Source organism: Flavobacterium sp. Root186 (assembly GCF_001428525.1).
Classification (GTDB): Bacteria; Bacteroidota; Bacteroidia; order Flavobacteriales; family Flavobacteriaceae; genus Flavobacterium.
Map to the genome: position 1 here is coordinate 695,691 of NZ_LMHW01000010.1, position 26,776 is coordinate 722,466.

Annotated in this window: 19 protein-coding genes and 3 tRNA genes; 11 read left to right on the plus strand and 11 right to left on the minus strand. The window is 33.5% G+C overall.

The features are described from left to right. Positions 1-44 precede the first annotated feature (44 nt). The 3 genes from ASD98_RS06850 to ASD98_RS06860 all read left to right on the plus strand — a co-directional run bounded on the left by ASD98_RS06850 (position 45) and on the right by ASD98_RS06860 (position 3,940). Positions 45-1,277: a glycoside hydrolase family 27 protein gene (locus tag ASD98_RS06850; RefSeq protein WP_056201907.1), complete on the plus strand. Its 1,233-nt coding sequence runs from the start codon at positions 45-47 to the stop codon at positions 1,275-1,277. An 11-nt stretch (positions 1,278-1,288) separates the two neighbouring features. Beyond that, entirely contained in the window at positions 1,289-2,254 is a 966-nt protein-coding gene (locus tag ASD98_RS06855) for a glycoside hydrolase family 5 protein (RefSeq protein ID WP_082577822.1), read from the plus strand. A gap of 594 nt (positions 2,255-2,848) precedes the next feature. Next, complete coding sequence (locus tag ASD98_RS06860; protein WP_056201909.1) at positions 2,849-3,940, plus strand: outer membrane beta-barrel protein; 1,092 nt, start codon at positions 2,849-2,851, stop codon at positions 3,938-3,940. Positions 3,941-4,349: 409 nt separating this feature from the next. Here the strand turns inward: ASD98_RS06860 and ASD98_RS06865 are convergent, their stop codons facing one another. The 5 genes from ASD98_RS06865 to ASD98_RS06885 form a co-directional block, all read right to left on the minus strand. Next, positions 4,350-5,255 carry an N-acetylmuramoyl-L-alanine amidase gene (locus ASD98_RS06865; RefSeq protein WP_056201912.1) on the minus strand — a complete coding sequence of 302 codons (906 nt, stop codon included), beginning with the start codon at positions 5,253-5,255 and terminating at the stop codon, positions 4,350-4,352. A gap of 33 nt (positions 5,256-5,288) precedes the next feature. After that, entirely contained in the window at positions 5,289-5,846 is a 558-nt protein-coding gene (locus ASD98_RS06870; protein ID WP_056201915.1) for a hypothetical protein, read from the minus strand. A gap of 42 nt (positions 5,847-5,888) precedes the next feature. Next, positions 5,889-7,199: a 30S ribosomal protein S12 methylthiotransferase RimO gene (gene rimO, locus ASD98_RS06875; RefSeq protein WP_053473847.1), complete on the minus strand. Its 1,311-nt coding sequence runs from the start codon at positions 7,197-7,199 to the stop codon at positions 5,889-5,891. Positions 7,200-7,361: 162 nt separating this feature from the next. Then, positions 7,362-8,882 carry an OmpP1/FadL family transporter gene (locus ASD98_RS06880; RefSeq protein WP_056201917.1) on the minus strand — a complete coding sequence of 507 codons (1,521 nt, stop codon included), beginning with the start codon at positions 8,880-8,882 and terminating at the stop codon, positions 7,362-7,364. A gap of 50 nt (positions 8,883-8,932) precedes the next feature. After that, entirely contained in the window at positions 8,933-9,931 is a 999-nt protein-coding gene (locus ASD98_RS06885; protein ID WP_056201919.1) for a hypothetical protein, read from the minus strand. Positions 9,932-10,032: 101 nt separating this feature from the next. Here ASD98_RS06885 and proS point away from each other — a divergent pair, with 101 nt between their 5' ends. The 5 genes from proS to rpsT all read left to right on the plus strand — a co-directional run bounded on the left by proS (position 10,033) and on the right by rpsT (position 12,294). Further along, positions 10,033-11,511 (plus strand): proline--tRNA ligase, encoded by a 1,479-nt coding sequence (gene proS, locus ASD98_RS06890; protein ID WP_056201922.1) that lies wholly within the window; start codon positions 10,033-10,035, stop codon positions 11,509-11,511. A gap of 78 nt (positions 11,512-11,589) precedes the next feature. Continuing rightward, a tRNA-Glu gene (locus ASD98_RS06895) sits at positions 11,590-11,661 on the plus strand. A gap of 39 nt (positions 11,662-11,700) precedes the next feature. Next, positions 11,701-11,772: transfer RNA gene (locus ASD98_RS06900), tRNA-Glu, on the plus strand. A 44-nt stretch (positions 11,773-11,816) separates the two neighbouring features. Then, positions 11,817-11,888, plus strand: a tRNA-Glu gene (locus ASD98_RS06905). Positions 11,889-12,042: 154 nt separating this feature from the next. After that, positions 12,043-12,294 carry a 30S ribosomal protein S20 gene (gene rpsT, locus ASD98_RS06910; protein ID WP_053473851.1) on the plus strand — a complete coding sequence of 84 codons (252 nt, stop codon included), beginning with the start codon at positions 12,043-12,045 and terminating at the stop codon, positions 12,292-12,294. 179 nt (positions 12,295-12,473) lie between these two features. Here rpsT and ASD98_RS06915 read toward each other — a convergent pair whose 3' ends face one another. Beyond that, positions 12,474-12,884: a response regulator gene (locus tag ASD98_RS06915; RefSeq protein ID WP_056201924.1), complete on the minus strand. Its 411-nt coding sequence runs from the start codon at positions 12,882-12,884 to the stop codon at positions 12,474-12,476. A 5-nt stretch (positions 12,885-12,889) separates the two neighbouring features. Continuing rightward, positions 12,890-14,545, minus strand: coding sequence for a PAS domain-containing sensor histidine kinase (locus ASD98_RS06920; RefSeq protein ID WP_242412085.1), 1,656 nt, complete (start codon positions 14,543-14,545; stop codon positions 12,890-12,892). 222 nt (positions 14,546-14,767) lie between these two features. On the opposite strand from ASD98_RS06920, the gene typA reads away from it, so the two are divergent. After that, a complete protein-coding gene (typA, locus tag ASD98_RS06925) occupies positions 14,768-16,564 on the plus strand; it encodes a translational GTPase TypA (protein ID WP_056201929.1) in 1,797 nt (598 codons plus the stop codon). Between the two features lie 122 nt (positions 16,565-16,686). Here typA and ASD98_RS06930 read toward each other — a convergent pair whose 3' ends face one another. Genes ASD98_RS06930 through ASD98_RS06940 form a run of 3 tightly spaced genes read right to left on the minus strand, consistent with a single transcriptional unit; the run spans position 16,687 to position 20,794 of the window. Then, positions 16,687-19,026 carry a T9SS type B sorting domain-containing protein gene (locus ASD98_RS06930; protein ID WP_056201932.1) on the minus strand — a complete coding sequence of 780 codons (2,340 nt, stop codon included), beginning with the start codon at positions 19,024-19,026 and terminating at the stop codon, positions 16,687-16,689. A 15-nt stretch (positions 19,027-19,041) separates the two neighbouring features. Then, on the minus strand, positions 19,042-19,878 hold the full coding sequence (locus tag ASD98_RS06935) for an ABC transporter permease (RefSeq protein ID WP_056201934.1): 837 nt from the start codon (positions 19,876-19,878) through the stop codon (positions 19,042-19,044). Between the two features lie 7 nt (positions 19,879-19,885). Continuing rightward, positions 19,886-20,794 (minus strand): ABC transporter ATP-binding protein, encoded by a 909-nt coding sequence (locus ASD98_RS06940; RefSeq protein WP_053473857.1) that lies wholly within the window; start codon positions 20,792-20,794, stop codon positions 19,886-19,888. 107 nt (positions 20,795-20,901) lie between these two features. On the opposite strand from ASD98_RS06940, the gene ASD98_RS06945 reads away from it, so the two are divergent. Beyond that, the gene (locus tag ASD98_RS06945) at positions 20,902-21,954 is read left to right on the plus strand and encodes a hypothetical protein (protein ID WP_056201937.1); all 1,053 of its coding nucleotides are present in this window, start codon (positions 20,902-20,904) and stop codon (positions 21,952-21,954) included. Between the two features lie 96 nt (positions 21,955-22,050). After that, positions 22,051-22,908: an SdiA-regulated domain-containing protein gene (locus ASD98_RS06950; protein ID WP_056201940.1), complete on the plus strand. Its 858-nt coding sequence runs from the start codon at positions 22,051-22,053 to the stop codon at positions 22,906-22,908. Between the two features lie 116 nt (positions 22,909-23,024). Here ASD98_RS06950 and ASD98_RS06955 read toward each other — a convergent pair whose 3' ends face one another. After that, positions 23,025-26,753 carry a metallophosphoesterase gene (locus ASD98_RS06955; protein ID WP_056201942.1) on the minus strand — a complete coding sequence of 1,243 codons (3,729 nt, stop codon included), beginning with the start codon at positions 26,751-26,753 and terminating at the stop codon, positions 23,025-23,027. Positions 26,754-26,776 lie beyond the last annotated feature (23 nt).

The window sequence follows — 26,776 nt, forward strand, 5'->3', positions numbered from 1 at the left end:
GTTAGGGAATATCTTTTTATAATGTGTTTTTAAATTTTATAGAAATGAAGAAAATTATTTTAGGATTAGCGTTATGTGTCTCTGTTTTCGGCTTCAGCCAAGGAAACACACATACACAGGCAGCAGGTAAATTTGAAGGTTTAGCCATGACGCCGCCAATGGGATGGAATTCGTGGAATACTTTTGCAACCAACATTGATGAAAAATTAGTAAAAGAAACAGCAGATATAATGGTTTCATCCGGATTGGCCGCTGCAGGTTACAATTATATTGTATTAGATGACGGCTGGATGACGAGAGAACGTGATGTAAATGGAGATTTGGTTCCGGATCCGGTTAAATTTCCCGGCGGAATGAAAGCTCTAATTGATTACGTGCACAGTAAAGGTTTAAAATTTGGCTTGTACAATTGTGCCGGAACGCAAACCTGTGCCGGATATCCGGGAACGCGCGGTTATGAATATCAGGATGCTCGTTTTTATGCTAAGTTAGGAATTGACTTTTTGAAATACGATTGGTGTAATACTAAAGGAATTACTGCGCCAGAAGCGTATACAACCATGAGCAATGCCTTAAAAACGGCTGGACGACCAATTGTTTTCAGTCTTTGCGAATGGGGTGATAATCAGCCGTGGGAGTGGGGGAAACCAGTTGGAAATCTGTGGAGAATTTCCGGAGATATATACCCTTGTTTTGACTGTGAATACAAGCATCCTGAAAATTGGTCTTCTTGGGGATTTATGAAAATTGCCGAAATGCGAAAAGACATTCGTAAATATTCCGGCCCGGATCATTGGAATGATTTTGATATGATGGAAGTTGGAAACGAAATGAATGATACTGAAGATAAATCCCATTTTGCTATGTGGTGTATGTTATCGTCGCCATTATTTACAGGGAATGATTATAGAAAAATGTCAAAAGAAACACTGGCGATTTTAACCAATAAAGAATTAATCGCTGTAAATCAGGATAAATTAGGAATTCAGGGTTTCAAACATTCTGCAGAAGATGGTTTAGAAGTTTGGGTGAAACCTTTGTCAGACGGGAATTGGGCAGTTACTTTTTTAAACAGAAGTGAAGTTTCTAAAAAAATTAATTTTGATTGGAAAAAGAATGCAATAAAAGATGTAGATTTCGGCTATGAAGCTGATTTTAATAAAACTACATTCAAATTAAAGAATCTTTGGACGAATAAAGATTCAGGAAATACGAAAAAGAATTTTACAGCAGAATTAGCTTCACATGATTGCATAACATTAAAATTGTCTCTTTAAAATTTAAATTTATGATGAGGTTTAAAAAATTAACAACGATTTTATTCTTATTAGTATGCTGCTTTGCACAAGCGCAATTTGTAAAAAAACATGGTCAATTAAGTCTTCAGGGAACTCAATTAGTAGATAAAAACAATGAACCTATTGTTTTGCGAGGATTGAGTTTCGGGTGGCATAGTATGTGGCCGAGATTTTATAACGAAAAAGCGGTGAGCTGGCTCAAGAAAGATTTCAATTGCAATGTAGTGCGTGCCGCAATGGGAATCGAACTCGGAGATTATTCCTATGCTAATGATCCTCAGTTCTCAAAAGAAAAAATAGAAGCCGTAATAGATGGTGCTATTAAATCTGATATATATGTAATTATCGATTGGCACAGTCATAATGTTAATTTAAAAGAGGCAAAAGCATTTTTTGCAGAAATGTCTCAAAAGTACTCCAAGTATCCTAATATAATATATGAGATATTTAATGAACCTGATTATGAAACCTGGTGGGAAGTTAAAACCTATGCAGAAGAAGTAATAAGGGTAATTAGAGAAAATGATCCAAACAATATTATTTTGGTAGGATCGCCGCATTGGGACCAGGATGTTGACCTTCCGGCAGAAGATCCAATTTTAGGATATAATAATATAATGTATACGATGCACTTTTATGCAGCCACGCATGGAAAAGAATTAAGAGACCGAACAGACGAAGCTTTAAAAAGAGGCCTGCCTATTTTTATCTCTGAATCTGCAGGAATGGAAGCTTCTGGCGATGGGCCTTTAAATGTAAAAGCATGGCAGGAATATATTGACTGGATGGAATCAAAAAAGTTAAGCTGGATAACATGGTCGGTTTCGGATAAAGATGAAACTTGTTCAATTTTGAAAAAAACTGCAAAATCAGATGGAAAGTGGAAGGATGAAGATTTAAAAGAATCGGGAATTAAGGTTCGTGAGTTTTTAAGAAAATATAATACTCAAGAATAAAAAAAACTCTTTTATATAATAAGCAAGCCTGTTCAAATTTGAACAGGCTTTTTTGGTTTTATGTACCATTTTTTGATTCTTGAGTCACATCTTTAACTGCTGTTTTGAGTGATTTATTTTTGTAGGAATTTTTGTTAAGCTTTAGCATTGCTGGATTCTTTGTGTATTTATAGTTTGATTTTTGTTTTTAAAATTTATTTTAGAATATACCCCCTAAAAAATGTGGGGTAACATTTTTTAAAAGTGTTTTAAGGTAATTTTTTATCAAATTTTAGTCTTATAATTTTATTTTACCCTTATTTCTTGGATTAAAACACTAAAAATGCGTTGTTGAATTTTCAAAAACAAAACGCTATTAATGTCAAATAACGATTATTGGCAGTTTAATTTTTGTAATCCATAATTCTTCGCTATAAAAACCAAAAAAGTACTTTCCAATTATTCTACTCATACAAAAGTTAATAAATTCGCTAATGAAAATGAAGAGGTTTTAGGCGGAGATTCAAGGTTTTAAAAAATGACTTATACTATTAAATAGATATATAAACGATTAACTAACCAAAATCAAATTAATAACTAAAAACCAATTAACACATGAAAAAAGTATTTTACATTTTAGCTGCCACTTTAACGAGTTCTTTTGCTTTTGCACAAGAGGATGAAAAACCAACTTCGCCAGCAACTACATGGGGAGGGTCTGCGGACGCTTACTATAAATATGATTTTTCTAAACAAATGAACGGATTAACGAGCTTTACCAACTCTCAGGATTCGTTTGAATTAGGAATGGCTTCGATTGAAGCAAGTCATACATTTGGAAAAGCTTCTGTTTTTGTAGACTTAGGTTTCGGAAAAAGAGCAGGAGAGTTCTCATACAATGAAACAACAGATAAAGATATTAATGCAAAATTTTTAATTAAACAATTATATTTTACTTACCAAATTACAGAAGAATTTAAAGTTGTTGCCGGTAGTTTTGGTACACATATAGGTTATGAAGTATTAGATGCCGTAGACAATAAAAACTACAGTATGTCTTATGCTTTCTCTTATGGACCATTCTTTAATACAGGGGTTAAAGCACAATATACTGCGGGTAAATTTACGGCTATGCTGGGTATAACTAACCCAACAGACTTTAAATCGGCAATGGATGCTGGTTCTACACAAAAAACCTATATCGGACAAGTAGGTTATATTGGTGAAACTGGAAGTGCTTATTTAAACTTTACATCAGGAAGTACAAATCCAATTCCTGGAAGTTTAATACCAGTATCAGATGAGAATAAAACACAATTCGATTTGACTGCTTCTAAAACAATAAGTGACAGTTTCGGACTTGGTTTTAACGCAACTTACGCTAAAACGAAACATGATTTCGATAGTACTTTAGATGGTGAATGGTTTTCATTAGTAGGATATGCAAATTATTCATTCAGCCCATCTTTGCTTTTAGCATACAGAGTTGAATATTTTGATGCAAAAGATGCTGCTCCAAGTTTAGGAACATTAACAGGGTCTAATGTATTTGCAAACACAGTTTCATTAAATTACAAAGTTGGAAAACTAACAATAATTCCTGAGTTAAGATACGATGCCGCTTCTGAAGACATCTTTTTAGACAGCGATGCTGCTCCAACAGGAGGATCATTCTTCGCCTTACTTGCTACAACATACTCTTTCTAGAGATAAAGATTGATATTTTTTTTTTTTTTTTGGAGCTGTCGAAACATACTAATGTTTTGGCAGCTTTTTTATTGGATGTTTTTAGCCACAGATTAAAAGGATTAAAAGGATTTTTTTGTTCTTTGGGTTGATGTTTTTTTGCCACGAATTCCACGAATTTTTACTAATTATTTGTGGAGAAAACTGTATATTAAAATGGGTTTCAAGGTTCTGCTAAGAGTATTTATCAAAGATTCTTCGTATAATAATTTAAAAAACAAGCAAAATTTAACTCGTGAAAATTCGTGGAATTCGTGGCAAAAAAATCTTTTTAATCCTTTTAATCTGTGGTAAAACTTAAATTATCAGTATAAAAAAAACGCATTTCTAAAAGTTTAGAAATGCGTTTTATATTTATTAGTTGATCTTCTTACTGAACTTGTTTTTTATATATAGAATATATCGCATCAATTGTTTTGCGGTCAAGCGTTGCAGTTGCATCCGTTTGAATATAATGCAATTTGAAAGCCTGAATTGCTGCAGAAAGATTCTTTGTGTTATAACCAATAATTCTCAATGCAGGCTCGATTTTAAAGTCAAATGGTGCTTCTTCCAGAACTTCATCCGGCCAGATACCGAAACCTTTTTCTGCTAATGTTTTCCACGGAAATAAAGCACTTGGATCTTGTTTTCTTCCCGGAGCAATATCAGCATGTCCTAAAAAGTTTTGAGTCGGAATATTATAATCCTTTTTAAGTTTTGTTAACAATGCTACTAAGCTGTTTATTTGAGCTTCAGTAAAAGGTTTAAAACCATTATTGTCTAATTCAATTCCTATAGAAGAAGAATTTAAATCTGTATTTTTTCCCCAAGTTGATGCTCCTGCATGCCACGCTCTTAAATAGTCGTTTAGCATTTGAACCACTTTTCCATTCTCAGAAATTATATAGTGAGCACTCACCTGAGTTTTGGTTTTAGTAAAAGTATTTATAGTTTGTTGAACAGAATCCTGAGCAGTATGATGAATGACAACAAAACTTGGTTTTCTCAAGTTGAAATTTACCGTTCCAATCCATTCTGTACTAATGCCATTTAATAAAGCAGTTGAACCTGTTTTAGACAGCGTATCTTTTACAATGCCTAATTGCGAAGCATAGGTAGTATCAATAATTAACGGGCTTACCGGTGGAATTGTTTGTGCTTCTTTACTCGTAATTTGATTTTCTAAAGTCTTTAATTGCTGATCATAAGCTTTTTCAGTAGTCTTATACGGATTTGTTGAGCAAGAAGTAATGATAATTGCTAAAAACAAATAACAAAAATGTTTTTTTGCCATGGTTAGTTACATTTTAAAGTAGAATTAGAATAATTATTCCTGAACTTTTTCAGTCGGTTTTTCTTCTTCTTTATTATCGTCTTTTGAATCTTTATCTTTTTTCTTTTTTGATTTAGTCTTTTTAATTTCCTTAAAATCAGCCATGAAATTAGTGTATTTCTCTATTTGGTCAGGATTTAAAAAAGCAGTTATTTTTTTGGTCATGCTTTCTTTTAGAGCTTTTAACTGCTCCATTTTTTCATCCTGGCTGCTGCTTTCATTTTTTATAAGAATTCCTTGTTCTCTTAAACCGTCGGCAAAAACATTTGTAATTGCAATTACCTGAAGTTCATCAAGATTTACCGCAGGTTTCATTTGCTCGACAATTTTTGCAGCAGTTTCTTCAACAGGAATTTCTTTTGGTTTACTGGTGTTTCCTTGCGGGCCTCCCATCATACTTCTGTCCATGCCCATTCCGCCGCCTCTTCCGTAGCCGCCTCCACCATAGCCATTGCCGTAACCATTACCATATCCGTTTCCATATTGAGCCGAAGCAAAATTGAAACAGAATAATGTAAAAACTAATATAATTAAGTTTTGAGTAGCTTTCATAAAGTTATTTTGTCTAAGGTTAGCACTAGTTTTATGGTAAATTTAAGCAGGTTCTCCGTATAAATCAAATTCTGTTGCTTCAATTATCTTGATATTAACAAATTCGCCTGTTTTTACGTAATGTTTAGAAGCATCTATTAAAACTTCATTATCAACATCCGGGCTGTCAAACTCAGTTCTGCCCACAAAATGTGCGCCTTCTTTTCTGTCAATAATACATCTAAAAACTTGTCCAACTTTTTCCTGATTCAAATCCCATGAAATCTGAGACTGCAATTCCATGATTTCATTAGCTCTCGCTTGTTTTACATCATCCGGAACATTGTCTTCTAATAAGTAAGCATGCGTATTTTCTTCATGAGAATAAGCAAAACATCCCATTCTGTCAAACTTCATTTCCTGAACAAAATCTTTTAAGATTTCGAAATCTTCCTGCGTTTCACCAGGATATCCAACAATTAAAGTAGTTCTAATTGCCATTCCGGGAACAGCAGCACGGAAATCTTTTAATAATTGCGTTGTTTTAGCCTGAGTTGTACCACGGCGCATTGATTTCAAAATCGAATCTGAAATATGCTGCAACGGAATATCAATATAATTACAAATCTTAGGTTCGCGCTTCATTAATTCCAAAACATCCATTGGGAAACCAGTAGGATAAGCATAATGCAGACGAATCCACTCAATTCCTTCAACGGCTGCTAATGCTTCTAAAAGTTCTGCAAGATTTCTCTTTTTATAAAGATCTAAACCGTAATAGGTTAAATCCTGAGCAATTAGTATTAATTCTTTAACGCCGTTTTTAGCTAAACCTTGTGCTTCCTTAACTAATTTTTCAATTGGCTGCGAAACGTGAGAACCACGCATTAACGGAATTGCACAAAAACTGCAAGGTCTGTCACAGCCTTCGGCGATTTTTAAGTAAGCATAATTTTTAGGAGTTGTAGTTAATCTTTCTCCTAATAATTCATGTTTATAATCAGCTCCTAAAGCTTTCAATAATTGAGGTAATTCAGTAGTACCAAAATATTGATCAACATTTGGGATTTCTTTTTCTAAATCAGGTCTGTAACGCTCAGATAAACATCCGGTTACAAAAACTTTATCAACTAATCCTTTGTCTTTTTTGTCTGCATATTCCAAAATCATGTTTACTGATTCAGCTTTCGCATTATCAATAAAACCACAGGTGTTAATTACAATAATGTTTCCTTCGTCCTTTGTTGCCTCATGAGTCACTTCTTTTCCGTTTGCACGAAGCTGGCCCATAAGTACTTCACTATCATATACATTTTTTGAACACCCAAGAGTGATTACGTTAATTTTGTTCTTTTTTAAAGACTTGGTTCTCATACTTTTATAAATTGGAGTGCAAAATTACACTTTTTTATTCAAACACCGCTTGTTTCGGTTTCTTTTAGGTGTTTTTTATGAAGAGCTTTTCGATATTTTGTGCAAAAAAAATCCGCCAAGTAAAAACCTGACGGAAATTTCCATTCATCTATTTAATTTTAATTACAATTCAAATAATAAAGTCAAAGAAACATTATTCAATGTTGAGGTAATGTTTGCTCCGTCAGTAAACCCTTTAGAAAAAAATCCTTGATTAGATTTTCTTTCTGCATAAGCATAAGCCAAGTCTAATTTAGTCGATCCAAAGTTATAGCCTAAACCTGCAGAAAAACTGTTCAGGTCTCCAACTGTAGTTCCGTTTTTATAAGGGCTTCCTTCAAAACGATATCCTCCTCTAAGGCTTAACTGTTTTATTTTAAATTCAGCTCCAACTCTTAATTCTCCATTAGTGGTTAATTGATCGCTTACCTCGGTATTTATACCTCTAAATTCTGGATCATTTGTTGGTTTGAATTTTGCATTACTATAATCTTTAATGGAGTAATCTACACTAATTAAACCTGATTTACCAAATACATAGGCTCCACTAAAAGTAAATTTGCCTGGAGTTTGTAAAGTGTAAGGCTCGTAAACGTTTATAATATTAGGGTTTAAATCATAAAAATTCTGTACTCCCCCTGTAGCCTCTGTGGTTGTGTAAACGCTTTGAGATAATTCATCATATAATTCGTACCAAGTATTTGATTCGTATGCTAATCCAAGTCTAAAAGCTTCAGTAACTTTAGCGATTGCTCCTAGTTGAAAAGAGAATCCGTTACCGTAAGTGTATAAATCATTATTAAATGTTACATCAGAAATAGTTGGTGTTCCGGTAAGTGGAGCGTTGTTGAACTCATAAAAACTGCTTGATCTTCTGTAATCTGTTACATGTACATTTAAGTTTGCTCCCAGATAAATACGATCATTATATGATGTTGCAATGTTAAAACTTACTTTGCTGTTGTAACCTCTTTCGTAAATATTGTTTTCCTGATAATAACTTTGTCCAGGTTGTAATCCTGGTACGTTACTTGTATACTGCGTATTTTCTTGGTCATTTGGATTTACAGGTAGTATAATTTTTCCATTAACTCCAAATCCGGTTTGCTGTTCATAGTAAAATTGGTCCGCGTATGGAATTTTTGTTGCATCACCTAAAGCAGTTCCATTTGCATAAGATAAGAAATAATTAGCTATAGAATTATTAGGGTTCCTTCCTGCAGAGAAAGTATTGTTGTTGAAATTATTTGTGTTCTCATAGCTGGCTCCAATTGCAATTTTATTCCATCCTTTATTGTTAGGGTTTCGATCTTTGAAAACAAAAACACCGCCAGCCTGATTTAGTATGAAAGAATTGTCTTTATCTTGGGTTTCGCCATCGTTAAAATATTTTGAACCATTATTAATGTTTTGATTGCTTAATGTAATTCCAACTTGATTGTTGTTGAAAATTGCAGATCCCGCCGGATTCACGGTTGTAGCAGACAAATCACCTCCCACAGCTCCGAATGCGCCACTCATTGCTCTAAATCGTGCAGTTCCGGTTATATTGTCTTGTGAATAACGAACGGCATCAGAAACATCCTGAGAATGTGAGACGCTGACAGTTAGTCCTGTAATTAAAAGGAAAAATATTTTTTTCATTTGGGTAGATTTTTAAATATATAAACTAGATGTGCAAAAGAAGGAAAATGTTACCTTCTTCCGCCTCCGCCTCCGCCATATGATCTTCCACCGCCTCCGCCGCCAGATGATCTCATGCTTCCGCCGCCGCTATTCGATGAACGTGACGGGCTAGGAGAGTAGGTTCTTGAAGAACTGTTATTATTACCATTGCTGTAGCTTCTGGTATTGGTAGTAGTATTTGATCTTCTGTTAGAGTAATCGTAGTTGTTACTTTGACCTTGAGAATAACTTCTTCTGTTTGTAAATGTTGGACTGCCAGAATTATAAGTTCTGCCGTTTACAGAAGAGCTTCTTCTGTAGTCAGAATAACCGTTTGATCTGTTAGTGTAGTTTCTGTTTGTTGTATAGCTTCCTCTGTTAGAATAGTTTCTGCTGTTTACGAAGTTTCTATTTGTAGCATAACTTCTGTTTGAAGCGTAATTTCTACCTCCGTAGTAAGCTGCAGATCCTCTTCTTCCGTAGCTGTAAGAGTAATTTCCGTAGTAGCCGTAGCCGCCGCCCCAGTATCCGGGATAACCCCATCCAGGACCCCAATATCCAGGGTATCCCCAAGCGTATCCGGGGTATCCCCAGTAGCCGCCCCAATAACCGCCGTATCCACCCCATCCGTATCCGTAAGGGTAACCCCATCCGAATCCTAATGACCATGTTGGGTCAGAATAAACATTGACTGCAACTTCAGAATTACTGCTTCCCCAGGCTGGGTAAGAAGCTACAGCAGCTGTTTGTGTGCTGTCACTTTCAGAATAATTACCATAATTGTCTACATCTGTAAAAATTTCAGTAGGCTGGTTGTCGTTTTGAAGAGACTTGAAGTAGTCTTTATATTGATTGTTTGTGTTTGTGGTATTTGTTTGAGCATATCTGTTGGTAGAATTACCATATACTCCATCATTATCATTATATGAAGTGTTTTGGTAAGAACCACAGGATACTGCTAGAAAACTCAGTAATCCAATTAAGTAAAAAGAACTTGAGTTTTGGCGGAGAGTAATATAAGTTTTCATATCTGTGGTGTTTTTTATTGTTGCACATTACAAAAATAGTTAGTTTTGTCAAACTATTTAGTTAAAATTATTAAAACAAAATTTGTGCCAAACTATATAATATGAGTAAGAACCTTACTACGCGATCAGAAGATTATTCTAAATGGTATAATGAGCTGGTTGTCAAAGCAGATTTAGCTGAAAATTCAGGAGTTAGAGGGTGTATGGTGATCAAACCATACGGATATGCAATTTGGGAAAAAATGCAGGCAGAGTTGGATCGAATGTTTAAAGAAACAGGACATCAAAATGCTTACTTTCCTTTATTTGTTCCCAAGAGTATGTTTGAAGCTGAGGAGAAGAATGCAGAGGGATTTGCAAAAGAATGTGCTGTTGTAACACATTATAGATTAAAGAATGATCCGGATAAACCGGGGAAATTAATAGTTGACCCGAATGCTAAACTAGAAGAAGAACTTATTGTTCGTCCTACGAGTGAAGCAATTATCTGGTCTACATATAAAGGATGGGTTCAGTCTTACAGAGATTTACCTTTATTAATTAATCAATGGGCGAATGTGGTTCGTTGGGAAATGCGTACGCGTTTGTTTTTAAGAACTGCTGAATTTTTATGGCAGGAAGGGCATACAGCGCATGCTACAAAAGCAGAAGCGATAGAGGAGTCTGAAAAAATGATGAATGTATATGCTGATTTTGCTGAAAACTTTATGGCAATTCCGGTAATAAAAGGTTTTAAAACTGAAACGGAACGTTTTGCCGGTGCAGATGAAACCTATTGTATCGAAGCATTAATGCAGGACGGAAAAGCATTACAGGCGGGAACATCTCACTTTTTAGGTCAGAACTTTGCAAAAGCTTTTGATGTGAAATTTGCTAACTCAGAAGGAAAACAAGAATATGTTTGGGGAACTTCTTGGGGAGTTTCTACTCGTTTGATGGGGGCTTTAGTAATGACGCATTCAGATGATCAGGGATTGGTGCTGCCTCCAAACTTAGCTCCAATACAAGTTGTAATTGTTCCTATTCATAAAACAGACGAACAGCTGGCTGAAATTACGGCAGCGGTTAATGAATTATCTGCTAAATTGAGAAAACTTAAGATTTCGGTTAAATATGATGACAGAACGACGCAGAAACCAGGATTCAAATTTGCCGAATGGGAATTAAAAGGTGTGCCAGTGAGAATTGCTGTTGGACCAAAAGATTTAGAAAACGGAACTTTTGAGGTTGCAAGACGTGATACATTGACAAAAGAAGTTGTTTCTGGAGATGAAATTGTAAATTATATAAATGAGTTGTTAGAACAAATTCAAGCGGATTTATTTAATAAAGCATTAAACTATCGTAATACACATATTACGGAAGTAAATAGTTTTGAGGAATTTAAAGAGATTTTAGAAGGAAAAGGAGGTTTTGTATCTGCTCATTGGGACGGAACTGCAGTAACCGAAGAAAAAATAAAAGATTTGACAAAAGCGACAATTCGCTGTATACCTTTGGATGCTGTTGAAGAGGCGGGAACCTGTGTTTTTACAGGCAATCCTTCTTCAAAAAGAGTGTTGTTTGCTAAGGCATATTAAAAAATTTTATTTTTTTTTGCATCAGGTATTGTACATCTTAAAAATAGTTGTATTTTTGCATCCGCATTAGAGAAACACGGTCCGTTCGTCTATCGGTTAGGACGCCAGGTTTTCATCCTGGTAAGGGGGGTTCGATTCCCCCACGGACTACTTTTTTTCTGCAAATAAGTTATTATACTTGATGTTAATGGTCCGTTCGTCTATCGGTTAGGACGCCAGGTTTTCATCCTGGTAAGGGGGGTTCGATTCCCCCACGGACTACAATTTCAATTTTATTTAAATTGAAGAAAACTTAGAATGAAACTGGTCTGTTCGTCTAGGGGTTAGGACTCCAGGCTTTCGTCCTGGTAACAGGGGTTCGATTCCCTTACAGACTACAAAATTAGTTGTAAATAAGTTTTGTAAAATAAAAATTGGTGTCTCGGTTTTTGTTTTATTAGTTAAAACCAAAGTGATTGTTTTGCAATTGTGGGAGGTTTTTCTTTTTTAACTAGTATTTATAATTATTATTACATCTAAAATTAAAAGAAAATGGCAAATCATAAGTCAGCATTAAAAAGAATCAGAAGTAACGAAAAAAGAAGAGTTCTTAACAGATATCAGCATAAAACTACTCGTAATGCTATTAAAGCATTAAGAATAGCTACTGATAAAGCTGATGCAGCTGCAAAATTATCAACTGTAATCTCTATGATTGATAAATTAGCTAAAAAGAACATCATTCATGATAATAAAGCTTCTAACTTGAAGTCTAAATTAACTAAGCATGTTGCTAAATTGTAATTAATTACAATTTCCTAAATATACAAAAAGTCCTCTTTTAGAGGACTTTTTTTGTTTCTACCACATTGAAAAAATATTCTAATATTAAAAATTCCAAATTCGAATCTAGAGTTGGATTTTTGATATAGTAGATTTCTTTTGTTTGGAATTTGGGATTTCAAATATTGGAATTAATCAATTTATGTGATTTTCTTTTTAAGATATTCAAGCATAGCCTGAGTAATAGGTTTTGAAAGAAAGTCTATTATAATGGGATATTTTTTTGCTTTCGCTAAATCATCCGGATCAATTGTAGAAGATAATACAATAACTTTTGCTGTGTTAAATTCAGCATAATCATTAGAAGTGAAATGATCTAAAAATTCCCAGCCTCCCATTACAGGCATATTTAAATCTAAAAATATTAGTTCCGGTTTTTTGTTTACTTTATTCTTGTTATTTGTGTATTTTAAAGTGTTAAAATGGTGTAATGCTTCTTCGCCATTTTGAGCAGTAATAATTTCATGCGAAAATGAAGATTTTAAAATTACTTTTTTGCATAACATCAACGTAATTGGATCGTCGTCAATGCATAAAATTTGCTCAAGCATATGTATTAATTTTTAAATGTTATAGTAAATGTGGTGCCTTTGTTGACTTCACTATCAATACTAATTGTTCCTCCCATAGTTTCTACCTGAGATTTTACAAGATACAAACCTAATCCTTTGCTGTCAGGATAATTATGAAATCTTTGATAAAGTCCAAAAACTTTATCACGGTTTCTTTCCAGGTCAATTCCAATTCCGTTGTCTTTAAAGGTTAAAATGGCGTGATGATCTATTTGCTCTGCTGTAATTGATATTTTTAGTTTTCTGTTTTCAGATTTGTATTTTATAGAATTTGTAAGCAGATTTAATAAAATGCTTTCAATATAAGCTTTATTGGTGTTCAAAAGCGGAACTCTATCAAATTTTAATTTGATAATGGGCTTATGTAATTCTATTTGAAAAGACAGCTGGCTAAAAACATTTTCAAAAACTTCTTTTAAGGAAACCTCTTCTTTTTGCATTGAAGGGTTGTCTTTTATGATAATTACTTTTACTAAATCATTTATGGTTTCATTTAATAAATGTGTTGATTTTGTAAAACCGGCCAGAATTTCTTCCAGTTCTTCATTTTCAATCGGAATATCTTCAATCAGATTTAAAAGTCCTATTAAATTAGATAACGGTGCGCGAAGGTTGTGTGATGTTATATAGGAAAACTGTTTTAAGTCTTTGTTGTTTTGTGTAAGTTCTCTAATAAGATGTTCTTTTTCTGTTTCCAGTTTCTTTTCGTCTGTAATATCTCTTTGAATAGAAATCCAGTGTGTGATTACTCCCTCGTTATTGAAAATAGGAATCATTGCAAAACGAACCCAATATTCTTCTTGAGTTTTAGTATACGTTATGGTTTCAATTACGCATTCTTCTTCATTTTTTATAGCCCGCAAAAGTTTTTTCAATTCTTCTGAATCAGATTTTGGGCCTTTAAATATATTGGTTGATTTTCCGATAATTTCATTTGACTGATAGCCGGACATTTGCGAAAATGCCGGATTTACGTAAACAATTTTTGGTATTTTACGATCTTGTGAATTGGCTTCGGTAATTAAAATAGAATCTTTGGATTGTGTAATTACGGTTTCTAAAAGTTTTAATCGCTGTTCTTCTTCTTTTTGTTTGGTAATATCCTGGATTGCTCCAATCATTCTAATGGCTCTTCCGTTTTCATCTTTCAGTAAAAAACCACGGTCTAAAACATACTTATAAGTTCCGTCGGCGCATCTAAATCGGTATTGATCCTGCCATTTTTCTGTTTTTTGTTCTATAAAAGAGTATAATTTGATTGACATTCGAATGCTGTCTTCGGGGTGAATTTTATCAAACCACCACTTTGAAGTCTTTCCAACTTCTTCCGGATTATAGCCAAAAACGCCTTCAATTCCCTTGTTCCAATTTATGGTGTCTTCCTGTATTTTCCAGTCCCAAATAGTGTCACTAGTCGCCTTTGCAACAATATCATATTTTTCGTTTGATTCCTTGATTTCCTCGTTTGTGCTTTTTAATTTCTGAAAAATAGAAATGTTTTTAGTCTCATTTGTTGAGAGTATGTATTTGAAAATGAATGCAGTACTTATTATGAATAAGACGTCTTTTGCAAAAAAGAAATAAGAATATTTTGGCTCAAAAAAGTGGTCTGTGAGTAAATTATGACAGACTATTGCCATAATTAGCGATATGATAACGTAAACGAGAGTAATTTGGAGAGTTTTACTTTTCATTACTCAAATATAGTTAAATTAACTATAACTAAACAATAAGTAAAGTTCATTTTGAGCTGCAAATTAACACTAGATTAATGAACTAATTACTTGTATATACGCAAACTATCGCAGAAACGTTTTTTTTATCAAAATAAAGTGTACTTTTGCACCCATTAAAAATCACAAATGGAATCTATTAGAAATATTGCAATTATTGCCCACGTCGATCACGGTAAAACCACTTTGGTTGATAAAATTATGTATCACTGTCAATTATTTCGTGACAACGAAAATACAGGTGATTTAATTCTTGATAATAACGATTTAGAGCGTGAGAGAGGTATTACTATTACTTCTAAGAACGTTTCTGTTCAGTACAAAGGAACAAAAATCAACATTATCGATACTCCTGGCCACGCGGATTTTGGAGGTGAAGTAGAACGTGTATTGAACATGGCCGATGGTGTATGTTTGCTAGTGGATGCTTTTGAAGGCCCAATGCCGCAAACACGTTTCGTATTACAAAAAGCTATTGATTTAGGTTTAAAACCTTGTGTAGTTATCAATAAAGTTGATAAAGAAAACTGTACTCCTGAAGAAGTTCATGAAAAAGTTTTTGACTTAATGTTTGAATTAGGTGCTGAAGAATGGCAATTGGATTTCCCAACAGTTTATGGATCTGCTAAAAATAACTGGATGTCTGATGATTGGAAAAACCAAACTGATAACATTGAGCCATTATTAGACATGGTTGTTCAAAATGTACCAGCTCCTAAAGTTTCTGAAGGAACTCCACAAATGTTGATTACTTCTTTAGATTTCTCTGCATTTACAGGTCGTATTGCTATTGGTCGTTTGGAAAGAGGAGTTCTTAATGAAGGAATGCCAATTTCATTAGTAAAAAGAGATGGTACTATATCTAAATCTCGTATTAAAGAACTTCATACTTTTGAAGGACTTGGTCGTAAAAAAGTACAACAAGTTATTGCTGGAGATATTTGTGCAATCATTGGAGTTGAAGGTTTTGAAATTGGTGATACTATAGCTGATTTTGAAAATCCAGAAGGTCTAAAAACAATTGATATCGACGAGCCTACTATGAGTATGTTGTTTACAATTAATGACTCTCCTTTCTTTGGTAAAGAGGGTAAATTTGTAACTTCTCGTCATATTAGAGAAAGATTGACAAAAGAATTAGAGAAAAACTTAGCAATGAAGTTAGGTGAAACTGATTCTGCTGATAAATTTATGGTTTTTGGTCGTGGAGTACTTCACTTATCTGTTCTTATTGAAACAATGAGAAGAGAAGGTTATGAGTTACAAATTGGTCAGCCACAGGTTATTATCAAAGAAATTGATGGTAAAAAATGTGAACCAATTGAGGAATTAACAATCGATTTACCGGAAAATCTTTCAGGAAGAGCTGTTGAATTCGTTACAATGCGTAAAGGAGAAATGCTTTCTATGGAAACTAAAGGGGAACGTATGATTGTAAAATTTAATATTCCATCTCGTGGAATTATTGGATTGCGTAACCAATTACTTACTGCAACAGCTGGTGAGGCTATTATGGCACACCGTTTTATTGGATATGAGCCTTACAAAGGAGAAATTGCCGGACGTAACAAAGGTTCATTGATTTCTATGGAAAAAGGAAAAGCTATTCCTTATTCTATCGATAAATTGCAAGATCGTGGTAAGTTTTTTGTTGAACCAAATGCCGAAATTTACGAAGGTCAGGTAATTGGAGAAAACTCTCGTGGTGATGATATGTGTGTAAATGTAACTAAAGAGAAAAAACAATCTAACGTTCGTTCTTCTGGAAATGATGAAAAAGCAAGGATTATCCCTCCAATTATTTTCTCATTAGAGGAAGCATTAGAGTACATTCAAAAAGATGAATATGTAGAGGTTACGCCAAAATCTATTCGTTTGAGAAAAATCTATTTAACAGAAACTGATAGAAAAAGATTTAAAATCTAATTAGATTTAAATTTCAATATAAAAATCCCAAATTCCAATTAGGAGTTTGGGATTTTTTTATGGTTTAAATTCGAAGTATTATTATTTGAATTTGGAATTTAAGTATTGAGATTTTAGAAATCTTATCTTTTCAAGCTAAAATGCCCTTTCACATTTTTTCCGTCTACAAAAATTAAAGTAAACCAATAATCATCAGAAGGAAGCGGCTGTCCGTTAAAAATACCGTTCCATCCCGAGCTGTTTTGGTTCATTTGTTTCAAAAGTTTTCCGTAGCGGTCAAAAATATTTAAGGTGTAATTGGGTAGTAAATTAGAGTCTCCAATAAGCCATAAGTCATTGAAAGTGTCGCCGTTTGGAGTAAAAAATCTAGGATAATCTAAAACATAAACCACAAATGCATTTGACAATCCGCAGCCGTTTTTATCTCTTGCGACTGCAGTATAAGTTCCTGCTGGTACGCTTGTAAATAAGGATTCGTTTTGAAAAGTTGTTCCGTCTAATGAAAATTCATAATTTCCAACTCCGGTATATTCGATAGAAACAGAGTTTTCATTTCCTGAAAAATCTTTTACAACTGCATTGGTTATAATGGCAGGTTCAGATAAAATAACCTTAAAATCTTTCGTTTTTTCGCAGCCATTTGCATCTGTTGCCGTTACTGAATAATTGCCTGGAACAGTTATAAGAGTAGAATTTGAAGTTTCTCCATTACTCCATAAATAACTGCTAAAACCAGCTGCTACAGACAAAGTTGTATCTCCATTTTGGCATAAAAACTTCGATTCATCCTGAAAATTTGGCGGATCAAAAGTATTTACAACAAGATCGACAGGTACAACATCATAACAATCTGGTCCATTTACCACTCTTGCATATATTCTTTGATTAAAAGCGGTTGTATTTTTAAAGATATTAGGTAATGGATTTATTTCGACCAAAGCATCATTTGCATTTAAATAGTAAGTAGCAATTAATCCGTTTGGAAGACCTAAAGTTATTGTTGGTGTAACTTCTGCATTCAAATCAAATTGATAAAGTCCATCCTGAATTTCGTCTCGGTCACAAGTACTTATCGGACTCGGATCTGGAATTGATGTAGGAGCAATCTTTAAGGTTACTTCGGCAATCTTAAAACAGCCAAATTCATTTTCTAATCTAGTGTACACAATTTGATCTGCATATTTATTAATATACATTTCTGGCTTTACAATTTTATTAGTTTTAGTCTGCGCCTGCGCTAATGTTTCATAATAGCCTTCATTAATAATGTAGGCAGCATTATTTTTAACAATATTGTTCGCTTTATCTAAATTGAAAATTGAAATTCCATCTGCATTATCATCACATTGAAATAAAGAAGTATTTGATGAAAGAATTTCGGGAGCGTAATCAATTTTTATTTCTCCGGATAATACACAAGTTGTGCCAATAACAGTAGCTTCAACTCTATAATTTCCAGCACTTGTAACTTTATAAGTTGAGTTTGTGCCAAGGATATTAGTCGGGTCATTTTTTCTGAACCATTTAAAAGTATAAGTGGCAGGATCAAGATTGCTGTTAAGGTCGATTTCTTCTCCAAAACAAGCAGGATTATTTGTGGCAGTTGTACGGTCTTGCCCAAGTAAAATTTTTGAGGCAAAACTTCCAGCCTCAAGAAAAATGACAGATTCGAGATATCTGTAAGTATCATCGGCCACAACGAGTTTTACATGATATGTTTTTCCTGTTGTTACGGTAGTCTGAGCCGTCATAACAGTAGTTTGTCCGGCATAATTTACCGGACTGGTATTGTTATTTAAACCATGAAAATAATTTTCATTTGAAGCTGCGCAGCCTTGATAATTAATTCCTCCGGGTCTTGTTCCGGGTTCAATTTTCGGGCGAATATTTATAGAAGAAACGGGTGTAGTTGTATTAGGTAATACGGCTAAATTTTTATAGGGATCAGAAGTTCCTGCTTCTTTAATTAAAAAAGCAAATCCATCTGAAAAGTTACACGGATAATCGTACTGATATTCATTTGAAGCAAAAATATAATTAAAGCTCAATGCACTTGTATAAGCAATAAAATCAAATTCTAATACTGTTGCGTTTATAGAATGAATGCCTAATATTTGATCAAGATCACTGTCACCAAGCCAATTAGGGCTATCACTGCTTGTCAGGGTACTAACAAAAGGTCCAACGGCACTTTCAGCAGTTGATGTCGCCAATACTATTCCTTCGGCAAAAGGGAAATTACTTCCGTTACTATTAAAATAAGCAAAACTTTGTTTGCCTGGCCTAAAATTATCTCCTGCACCAATTGAACTTGATGCAGCAGCGCACGAATTATTCACCAGAATATCTTCAATAAGCTGCTGCGGTGTTTTTTGATCATCAATAGTAATAAATTGCGCATTTACCTTTGAAGATAAACAGCATAAAAACAGCATAATTAAAAAACTTTTTGCCTGATTCATAGTATAACAAATATACTATAAATCCCGATTTTTTAATAATTTGTAAGAAAAATATACGAATAAAAATGTCCAGATTGTAACAATGAGAATTGAAAGATAATGAACGCTGTAATCTTTAGTGTTTTCTACTCCAATTTGAGTTCCTATACTTCTTATTACTGATAATCTTGTAAAAGGTTCTATGATTAGATTTGACATTGCTTCTAATGGAAAAAACTGCATAATGTAGTCGCCAGTATTACTATTTGGAAAAATTCTAAAAACCAGAATTCCTTTTATTATTCCTTCAAGAATGCTCCAAACTAATAAAAAACCTAAGGCAAAAGCAGAGCGTTTTACAAAAATCCCAAGAAATAAACAGAAAGAAAAGAACCCTGATAGTTTTATAAAAAAGGCTAATAAATAATCCAAATCCATGAAAATGACATCAAATTCAGTGTAAGAAGAGAAGCTTAAGCCAAGAAGCAAGCTCATTACAAAAACGAAAATTGTAGAGCATAATGCAAAAACAATTACCGTTAAAAATTTAGATAAAATAAACTCTTTTTTGCTTAAACCATCAATTAAGTTTTGTTTTAACGTACCATAACTATATTCGTTTGCCATCATGGAAACAATTACAATTGCTAAGAAAAATTTAAGAAAAGCGGCAACATAAGTATTAAAATGCCATATAAACGGAAAATTAAAAATTCCCATTTCAGCCAAGTGAAGCTTAATTGGGCCAATATTAAACTTAATAGAAGCAATTAAGGCAATAAATGAAAGTAAAATAAAATAAGTTAAAGTAAGAATACGACTGGCTTTATTCAACCAGATTTTTTGCAATTCTATAGATATAAGTCTTTTCATGGCTTAGTTAGATTTTTGGATTTGTATTTTTGGTTAATTCTAAAAACTGGGCTTCCAAACTATTTTTACGTTTGACCAAATGACTTAAAATAATATTTTTTGAGAATAAAAACTGATTCAATTCCTGAGCAGATAAATCGGCTTTTAAGTAAACCAAAACTTTTCCATCTTCATCTTTAACTTCTGCGACGGCCTGATGGCTGTGTAAGGCAGATTTTAGTGCCAGATTATCATCTGAAGAAATTTCAAAGAAACCTTCATTTGCAGACATTCCATCAACAGAACCAGAATACAAAACTTCGCCTTTTCGTAAAACAACAACGTGAGAACATACTTTTTCGACTTCGTCTAATAAATGCGAAGCCAGTAAAATTGTAGTTCCCTGTGATGCAATTTCCTTAATAATATCTCTAATTTGATGAATTCCCTGCGGATCTAATCCGTTCGTTGGTTCATCTAAAATCAAAATTTCAGGATCGTTTAAAAGTGCCGATGCAATTGCCAAACGCTGTTTCATTCCCAGAGAAAAAGTACTGAATTTGCTGTTTTTTCTTTCAGATAAGCCAACAAGATCAAGTTTTTCTCCAATTTTAGAATAATTGATGCTTTTAATTTTGCAGACTAATTTTAGGTTTTCTTCGGCGGTCATGTACGGATAAAAATTAGGACGCTCGATAATGGCACCTACTTTTTTCAAAGCTTCATGTGTTTGTACATTTCCGTCAAACCATTTATAATCGCCGGATGTTTTGTTTACAACATTTAAAACAATTCCTAAAGTGGTTGATTTTCCACTTCCGTTAGGGCCCAGGATTCCGTAGACGTGGCCTTTTTGTATACTAAAAGATACATTTTTAAGCGCCTGAATGCGCCCGTATCTTTTACTGAGATTCTGAATGGTAAGGATGGTTTCCAAATTTATTTCGGTTTTAGTTTTTAGTATGACGATTCAAATTCTATATTGTTACGTCAAATTTATTTTTATCATCTTATTGATGTAAATTTGTAATAAAGATATTCAAAATGAGCGAACCTTTGATGGTGTTAAAGAAGCCTTCTTTTCCTTTAACACAACCACTTTTAAGTTATTTGGACAGATACGAGCGTATATCGAAAGTATCTGTGTTTTATGATGACTTATTGCGATTTACAGGTTCGGTTAACGTTTACGATAAAAACGAAACCGATACGTTATGGATTCGGGTTTATTACAATGAATTTGAACGAAATGAAATTGATCTCAATTTAAAGAAAATCTATTCGCTTCTGCATTCTGATGGAAACAGCGAGATTATTCAGTTTTTAAATATTGATGCAATCGACTATTGTACTTTTGGAAATTCAAAACCTTTTAGAATTAAAGTGCGTAATATTCTCAACGATAATTACGTTCACTTTTATATTAAAAAAGCCGATGCTTCAAGGATTTACGGATTAGAATTAGAAGATATTCTTTCACCGGATAAAATCAACTTTTTGGTTTATAATGATACTTTAATCGAAGAACATATTATTGGGATTCCCGGCGATGTTTTTATGGACACGCTTCTCGATAAATGTACTGAAATGGAGAAAGCGCAAATCGCCAAAGAATTCGTTAAATTTAACGAACGCTGTATGATCAGGCTTTTGGGAGACATGAGAGCGTATAATTATGTAATTGTGCCCATTCATGATTTTGATCAGGTAGTTTATAAAATTCGCCCGATCGATTTTGATCAGCAATGTTACGAAGGAAATTTCAAAGTATATCGTCCACAGTTTTTCAAGGAAAACTATCCGATGATTCAGCTGATTAAAGAGAAACTTGAAGAACGTTCGATCATTCAGTATAAAGATGAAGAAAGAGCGATTCTGGCAAAACGAATCCATTCTGCCGAAAACAGAATTAAAAAATTATTAAATATAATGTGTCACGATACTATTTCGACAGATGAACATTTAAGTCAATTAAAAATGGAATTGTACCGATACACAAACGATATGAAGTTTAAAAACGCAAGATCAATGGGACATATCATGCAGGCCGCTTTTGAATTCATCATCCGTAATTTTAAAAACACAAATTTAGTTTAAAGGATTAAACCATATAAGTTATATAAGTTCATAAAGTAAAACTTGAATTTTCTTGTATTCGTATTACTTATATGGTTCAAAAAAAAAATCTATTTTATGAAAAAGTCTTTTTTAGTAGCTGTTTCTATTGTTTTATTAGCTTGTCAACAGCAATCGAATGATGATTTGAAAACGCTTTATTCGCTTCCAAAAAAATTAAAAGAAGTTTCGGGAATTACTTATTTTCCGGAAACAAACATAATTTATACTCTGGAAGACAGCGGAAATAAAAATGCAATTTATGCGCTCAATTCTAAAGGAAAATTAGAAAGAACAATTACAATTTCAAATGCCGAAAATGTAGACTGGGAAGATATTACCAAAGATAAAACGGGAAATATTTACATTGGCGACTTCGGAAATAACGATAACGAGCGCAGGGATTTATGTATTTATAAAGTAGCCAAAAATCAATTGAATAAGGATGTGGCTTCCGCCGAATATAAAATCTCATTCTCTTATCCGGAACAAACCGAATTTCCCCCCCAAAAAAAAGAATTATTCTACGATGTTGAAGGTTTCTTTGAGCACAACGGTTATTTTTATCTTTTTACAAAAAACAGAAGTAAAGGTTTTGACGGAACGGCTTTTATTTATAAAATAAAAAATGCCAAAGGGACTCAAAAAGCAGTTAAAATAGGAGAGTTTAAAACTTGCGGCAATTATAATCACTGTGTTTTAACAAGTGCAACTATAAGCCCGGATGGAAAAAAAGTGGTTTTATTAAGCCACGACAAAATAGTTTTGTTTAAAGGTTTCAAAGGAGATTTATTTCACAAAGGAACCCAAACAGAAATAAGCCTAAACCACTTTTCTCAAAAAGAAGCCATCGTTTTTAAAGACAACAATACTCTACTTGTAGCCGACGAAAAAACAAACAAAATAGGAGGGAACGTTTATGAGTTTAAGCTCTAAGTTACTAAAGTTCTAAGAAAAAAGTTAGCCACGAATTCACGAATTATTTTTAATTAAAATTGGTGAATTCGTGGTTGTTTATTTTAATTCAGAGTCTTTATATCTTAGAACCTTTTTTAAAAGCTGTACGCTGCTCCAAAAATAACTCTTCCAACTTCATCAGGAGATTTGAAATAAGAGATTCTGGCAGTTAAAACATTAATAGCATTCAGCCAAAGACCGCCGCCATAATCCTGATGCCATTTTTTGGAATTTTCCCCATCAAGCCAAATTCTTCCATAGTCAAACCCACCTAAAATTCCGTAAGTAAACGGAGCAATCGTTTTACGGATTCTCCCCAAACTCAAACGCAAATCAGAACTTTGAGAGAAATAAGAACTTCCTAAAAAACGCTCATTTCTAAAACCTCTTAAATCAGTGTCACCGCCCAAAGCAGCTCCCTGATAAAATTCGTAGTTATTATTAAAAATAGCTTTTCCTTTTACGTAAGTTGCTAAAACCAGTTTTCCGTTATGATCCAATTTATGTGTAAATCCTAAAAAGCTTTCCAGTGTTGGAAAATTTTTCTTTGTGTCATCTAAATCAGTTGTCCAGGTTGCGGCAATCATAAAAGCCATTCCCAACGTAGGTTTTGCAGCAAAATCAGAGTTTTTGAAAAGATATTTCACTTTTAAACTTCCGTAATTTTGGCTGTTAAATACATCAGGATTTACAATATTTGGAATGTCGATAAATCTGTTTTCTGTTTCTTCAACTGTCATTCTTTGGAAAATAGGCTGAATACTAAATTCACTTCCATACCTTCCAACGTGGCGAATCCCTGCCGAAGCATTAAACTTACGAATGCGGACACGGTTATAATCCATACTAAGATTGTCATCATATTGAGATTCATTTCCGTAACCAAAATAGTTCATCGCAAAATTTGGTGTTGTATAAAGAGATTCAACATCAATAACCCATTTTCCTAATAACCCGGGGAAGTGTGCAGCATAATTGAACTCCAAACCTCCGGTTGCGAAATAGTAAAAAGCATTTAAAACATGTCTTTGCGTGTACGGATTTTGCTTAAAGTTATTTACCGTGTAATTTAAGTTAACACCCAATTTTACACCATCATCCGGATTAAAACCAATATTTGGTAAACCAGAAACAACATTATATTTTGGTTTTTGAAAATTATACAGATTAACATCGTAATCGTCAGTTAACTGTGTTTTGGTTTTAGAATCTAAATTATAAGTATTCTCTTTTGATTTGAAATCGTAAACAATAACCTTTCTTCCGTTTTCAATATTGTACGTATCATTGTTTTGGCCGCCAATTAAACGAACTTTAATTTTGGATTTCTGATCTCCTTTTATCTCAAAAACGTCATTATCGTCTAAACCATAAATCCATAAATTTTTGGTTTTTGTATCGTTTACTGTTTTAGTATAAACTAATTCATCACCTTCTTTTTTCACTCTGAAAACTTGAATTTCAATACTTTTTCGGGCATTATGATTCAAAACAAACTTGTCTTTTTTGTCTGTTCCGGCAATCATAACCGTTTTACTCAAAACATCAGAATATTTTATTGCATATTTTTGAAGATCTCTTTTTCGAACTTTTAATTTTCGAATGATATCGTCAACTGTTCCATCCTGAACTTCTTTTGGCATATTTTTAAAAGCGTTTTCAATATCACTGTCAGATAAATTATCCTGAATAAACTTTGCCTGTTCAATCCAGTCTTTTTCTTCTGTAGTTCTTAAAAAAGCCAAATCCATAGGATAAGGTTCTCTGCTCAGCCATTTTACATTGCCAATTTTGTCTTTAAAAGTACGCATGTGGCGCAATGCCGGAATATTCATTAAAATAGAAAGCAGCGCACCATCATATTTTGCAAAAGCCTGATCTCTGTCTCTTGGAATTGGTCTGTAAATAACTTTTCCGTCTTTTTTAAACTCAGCCCAGCGCCATTGATCGCTGTGTCTGTCCCAATCCCCAATAAGCATGTCAAACAAACGTGCTTTTATATATTCTTTTTCATCAACCGAATATTTTTCATCTTTGTGAAGATTGGCCATCATATCATCTGTACTGATAATATCACTTGGATTTCCAAAGTTTTTACCGTCTAAATGATTGTCAGCAGGTCTTTCCTCAACCATATACAATTGATCTCCATACCCTGCATTAAATTCACCTAAACCATTTTGTTTTGGAATGTAATATAAAACCGGATTGGTATGTAAAATACCAATTTTGTCTGACATACTGCCAGTTACAAATGGCGCATAAGGATGCGAAGTGGTATAAAAATCAAATAAGAAACTTTCTGTGTAGGTATCTTCAAAATCATTAACTATATATTGATCTTTAAAGGCAACAGACTGCAAAAATACAGAAGCACTCTTTTTCATGCCGCGCATTACGTATTCACGTTCTTTTGGATCTGACATTCTTAAAGAAACAGATTGATGCCCGCCGCCTTCACGAATAGGTTTCAAACCACCTTTTAAAGTATCTAATGTTGCCAATGGAACATCAATAGGCATGCTATAATACTTTCTGTAATGCTGACCGAATAAAAATCTGTGAAACATACTTTTATCTGTCATTTTTGCTGAATAGATAGAAGTTGTAATTCTTGGAGGAAAATTATTAGGAATATCTGATGCCCAGTTAATTTCTTTTGCTTTTATAATTTCTTTTTCAAACAGCAGTTTTTCTTTATTATTTTCATTTCCGTAAAAAGAAACTTTGGCGTCGCCGCTTTTATATAAAGTTAAAGCTGCATAACCGTTTCCGCCATACGAAAAATCAAATGGATTTATGGCTCTTGCAGCTTCAGATTTTGAGCCGGCACCGCTTATAATCTGCTGAATGTTTTCTTTGCTGATATATTGCAGGTTATGATCGTGTCCGGAAACTACAATTACATTTCGCTGCTTTTGCAAAAGTGTTTTTATTCTTTTGGCGTAAATGGTATATTGCTTGTTTTGAAGGTCCTGCGGACTTACTCCGGATGTTTTTCTCAATAAATTAATAAAAGATCCAATTACCGGAAGCGGAATTTTGTTTTCTAACGGAAATAATTGTTTTTCCCATGAATATTGACCGCCGTGACTTCCGTTGCTTAATAAAGGATGATGAATTGCCAAGACAACCGTTTTTTCCTGATTTTTGTTTAGGATACTTTCTAGCTCCTTAAAAAAGTCTTCTCTTGTTTTTATATCGCAATTATCATTTATTGTAGGGTGATTATCCCAATCTTCCAGAAACCATTCGCTGTCAATAGTTACTAACGTCGTGATGCTGTCAATTTTTACATCCTCGATTGGGCATGATTTTCTTGGCAGAAATGCTTTTTTATCATTTAAATTTTTTGTTACAAAATCAGCCTGTAATTCTAAACCTTTTATACCGCTGTACCAATCGTGATTTCCGGGAATAAAAATTGTTTTTCCTTTAAAGCCTTTAGCTAATTTTAACTGGTTCGTTAATTTTGTTTCTGCCAATGTTTTACCGTCAGCATTATCAGTAGGAAAACCTTTAGGATAAATATTGTCTCCTAAAAAAAGTAAAGTCGATTTTTTATTCGCTTTTTTGAGCTTTTGATGTAAAAGTTCAAGTGTTTGCTGTGCCTGCTCTTTATCAGCATTCCCTGCATCTCCAACAAGATAAAAAGTGTGGGCAATTTTTATAGTATCTGTTGCGTTTTCTGTTTCGTTAGCGCTAACATCTTTTCCGTACTGCGCCTTATGTGTGGCACAAGAATAAATAAATGTTAAAGTTATAATTGCTAATGAAAATTTTTTAACCTTAGCAATAAAATGATTATCCAAAAACAATTTCATAATTTAGTGGTATAAAAATATTC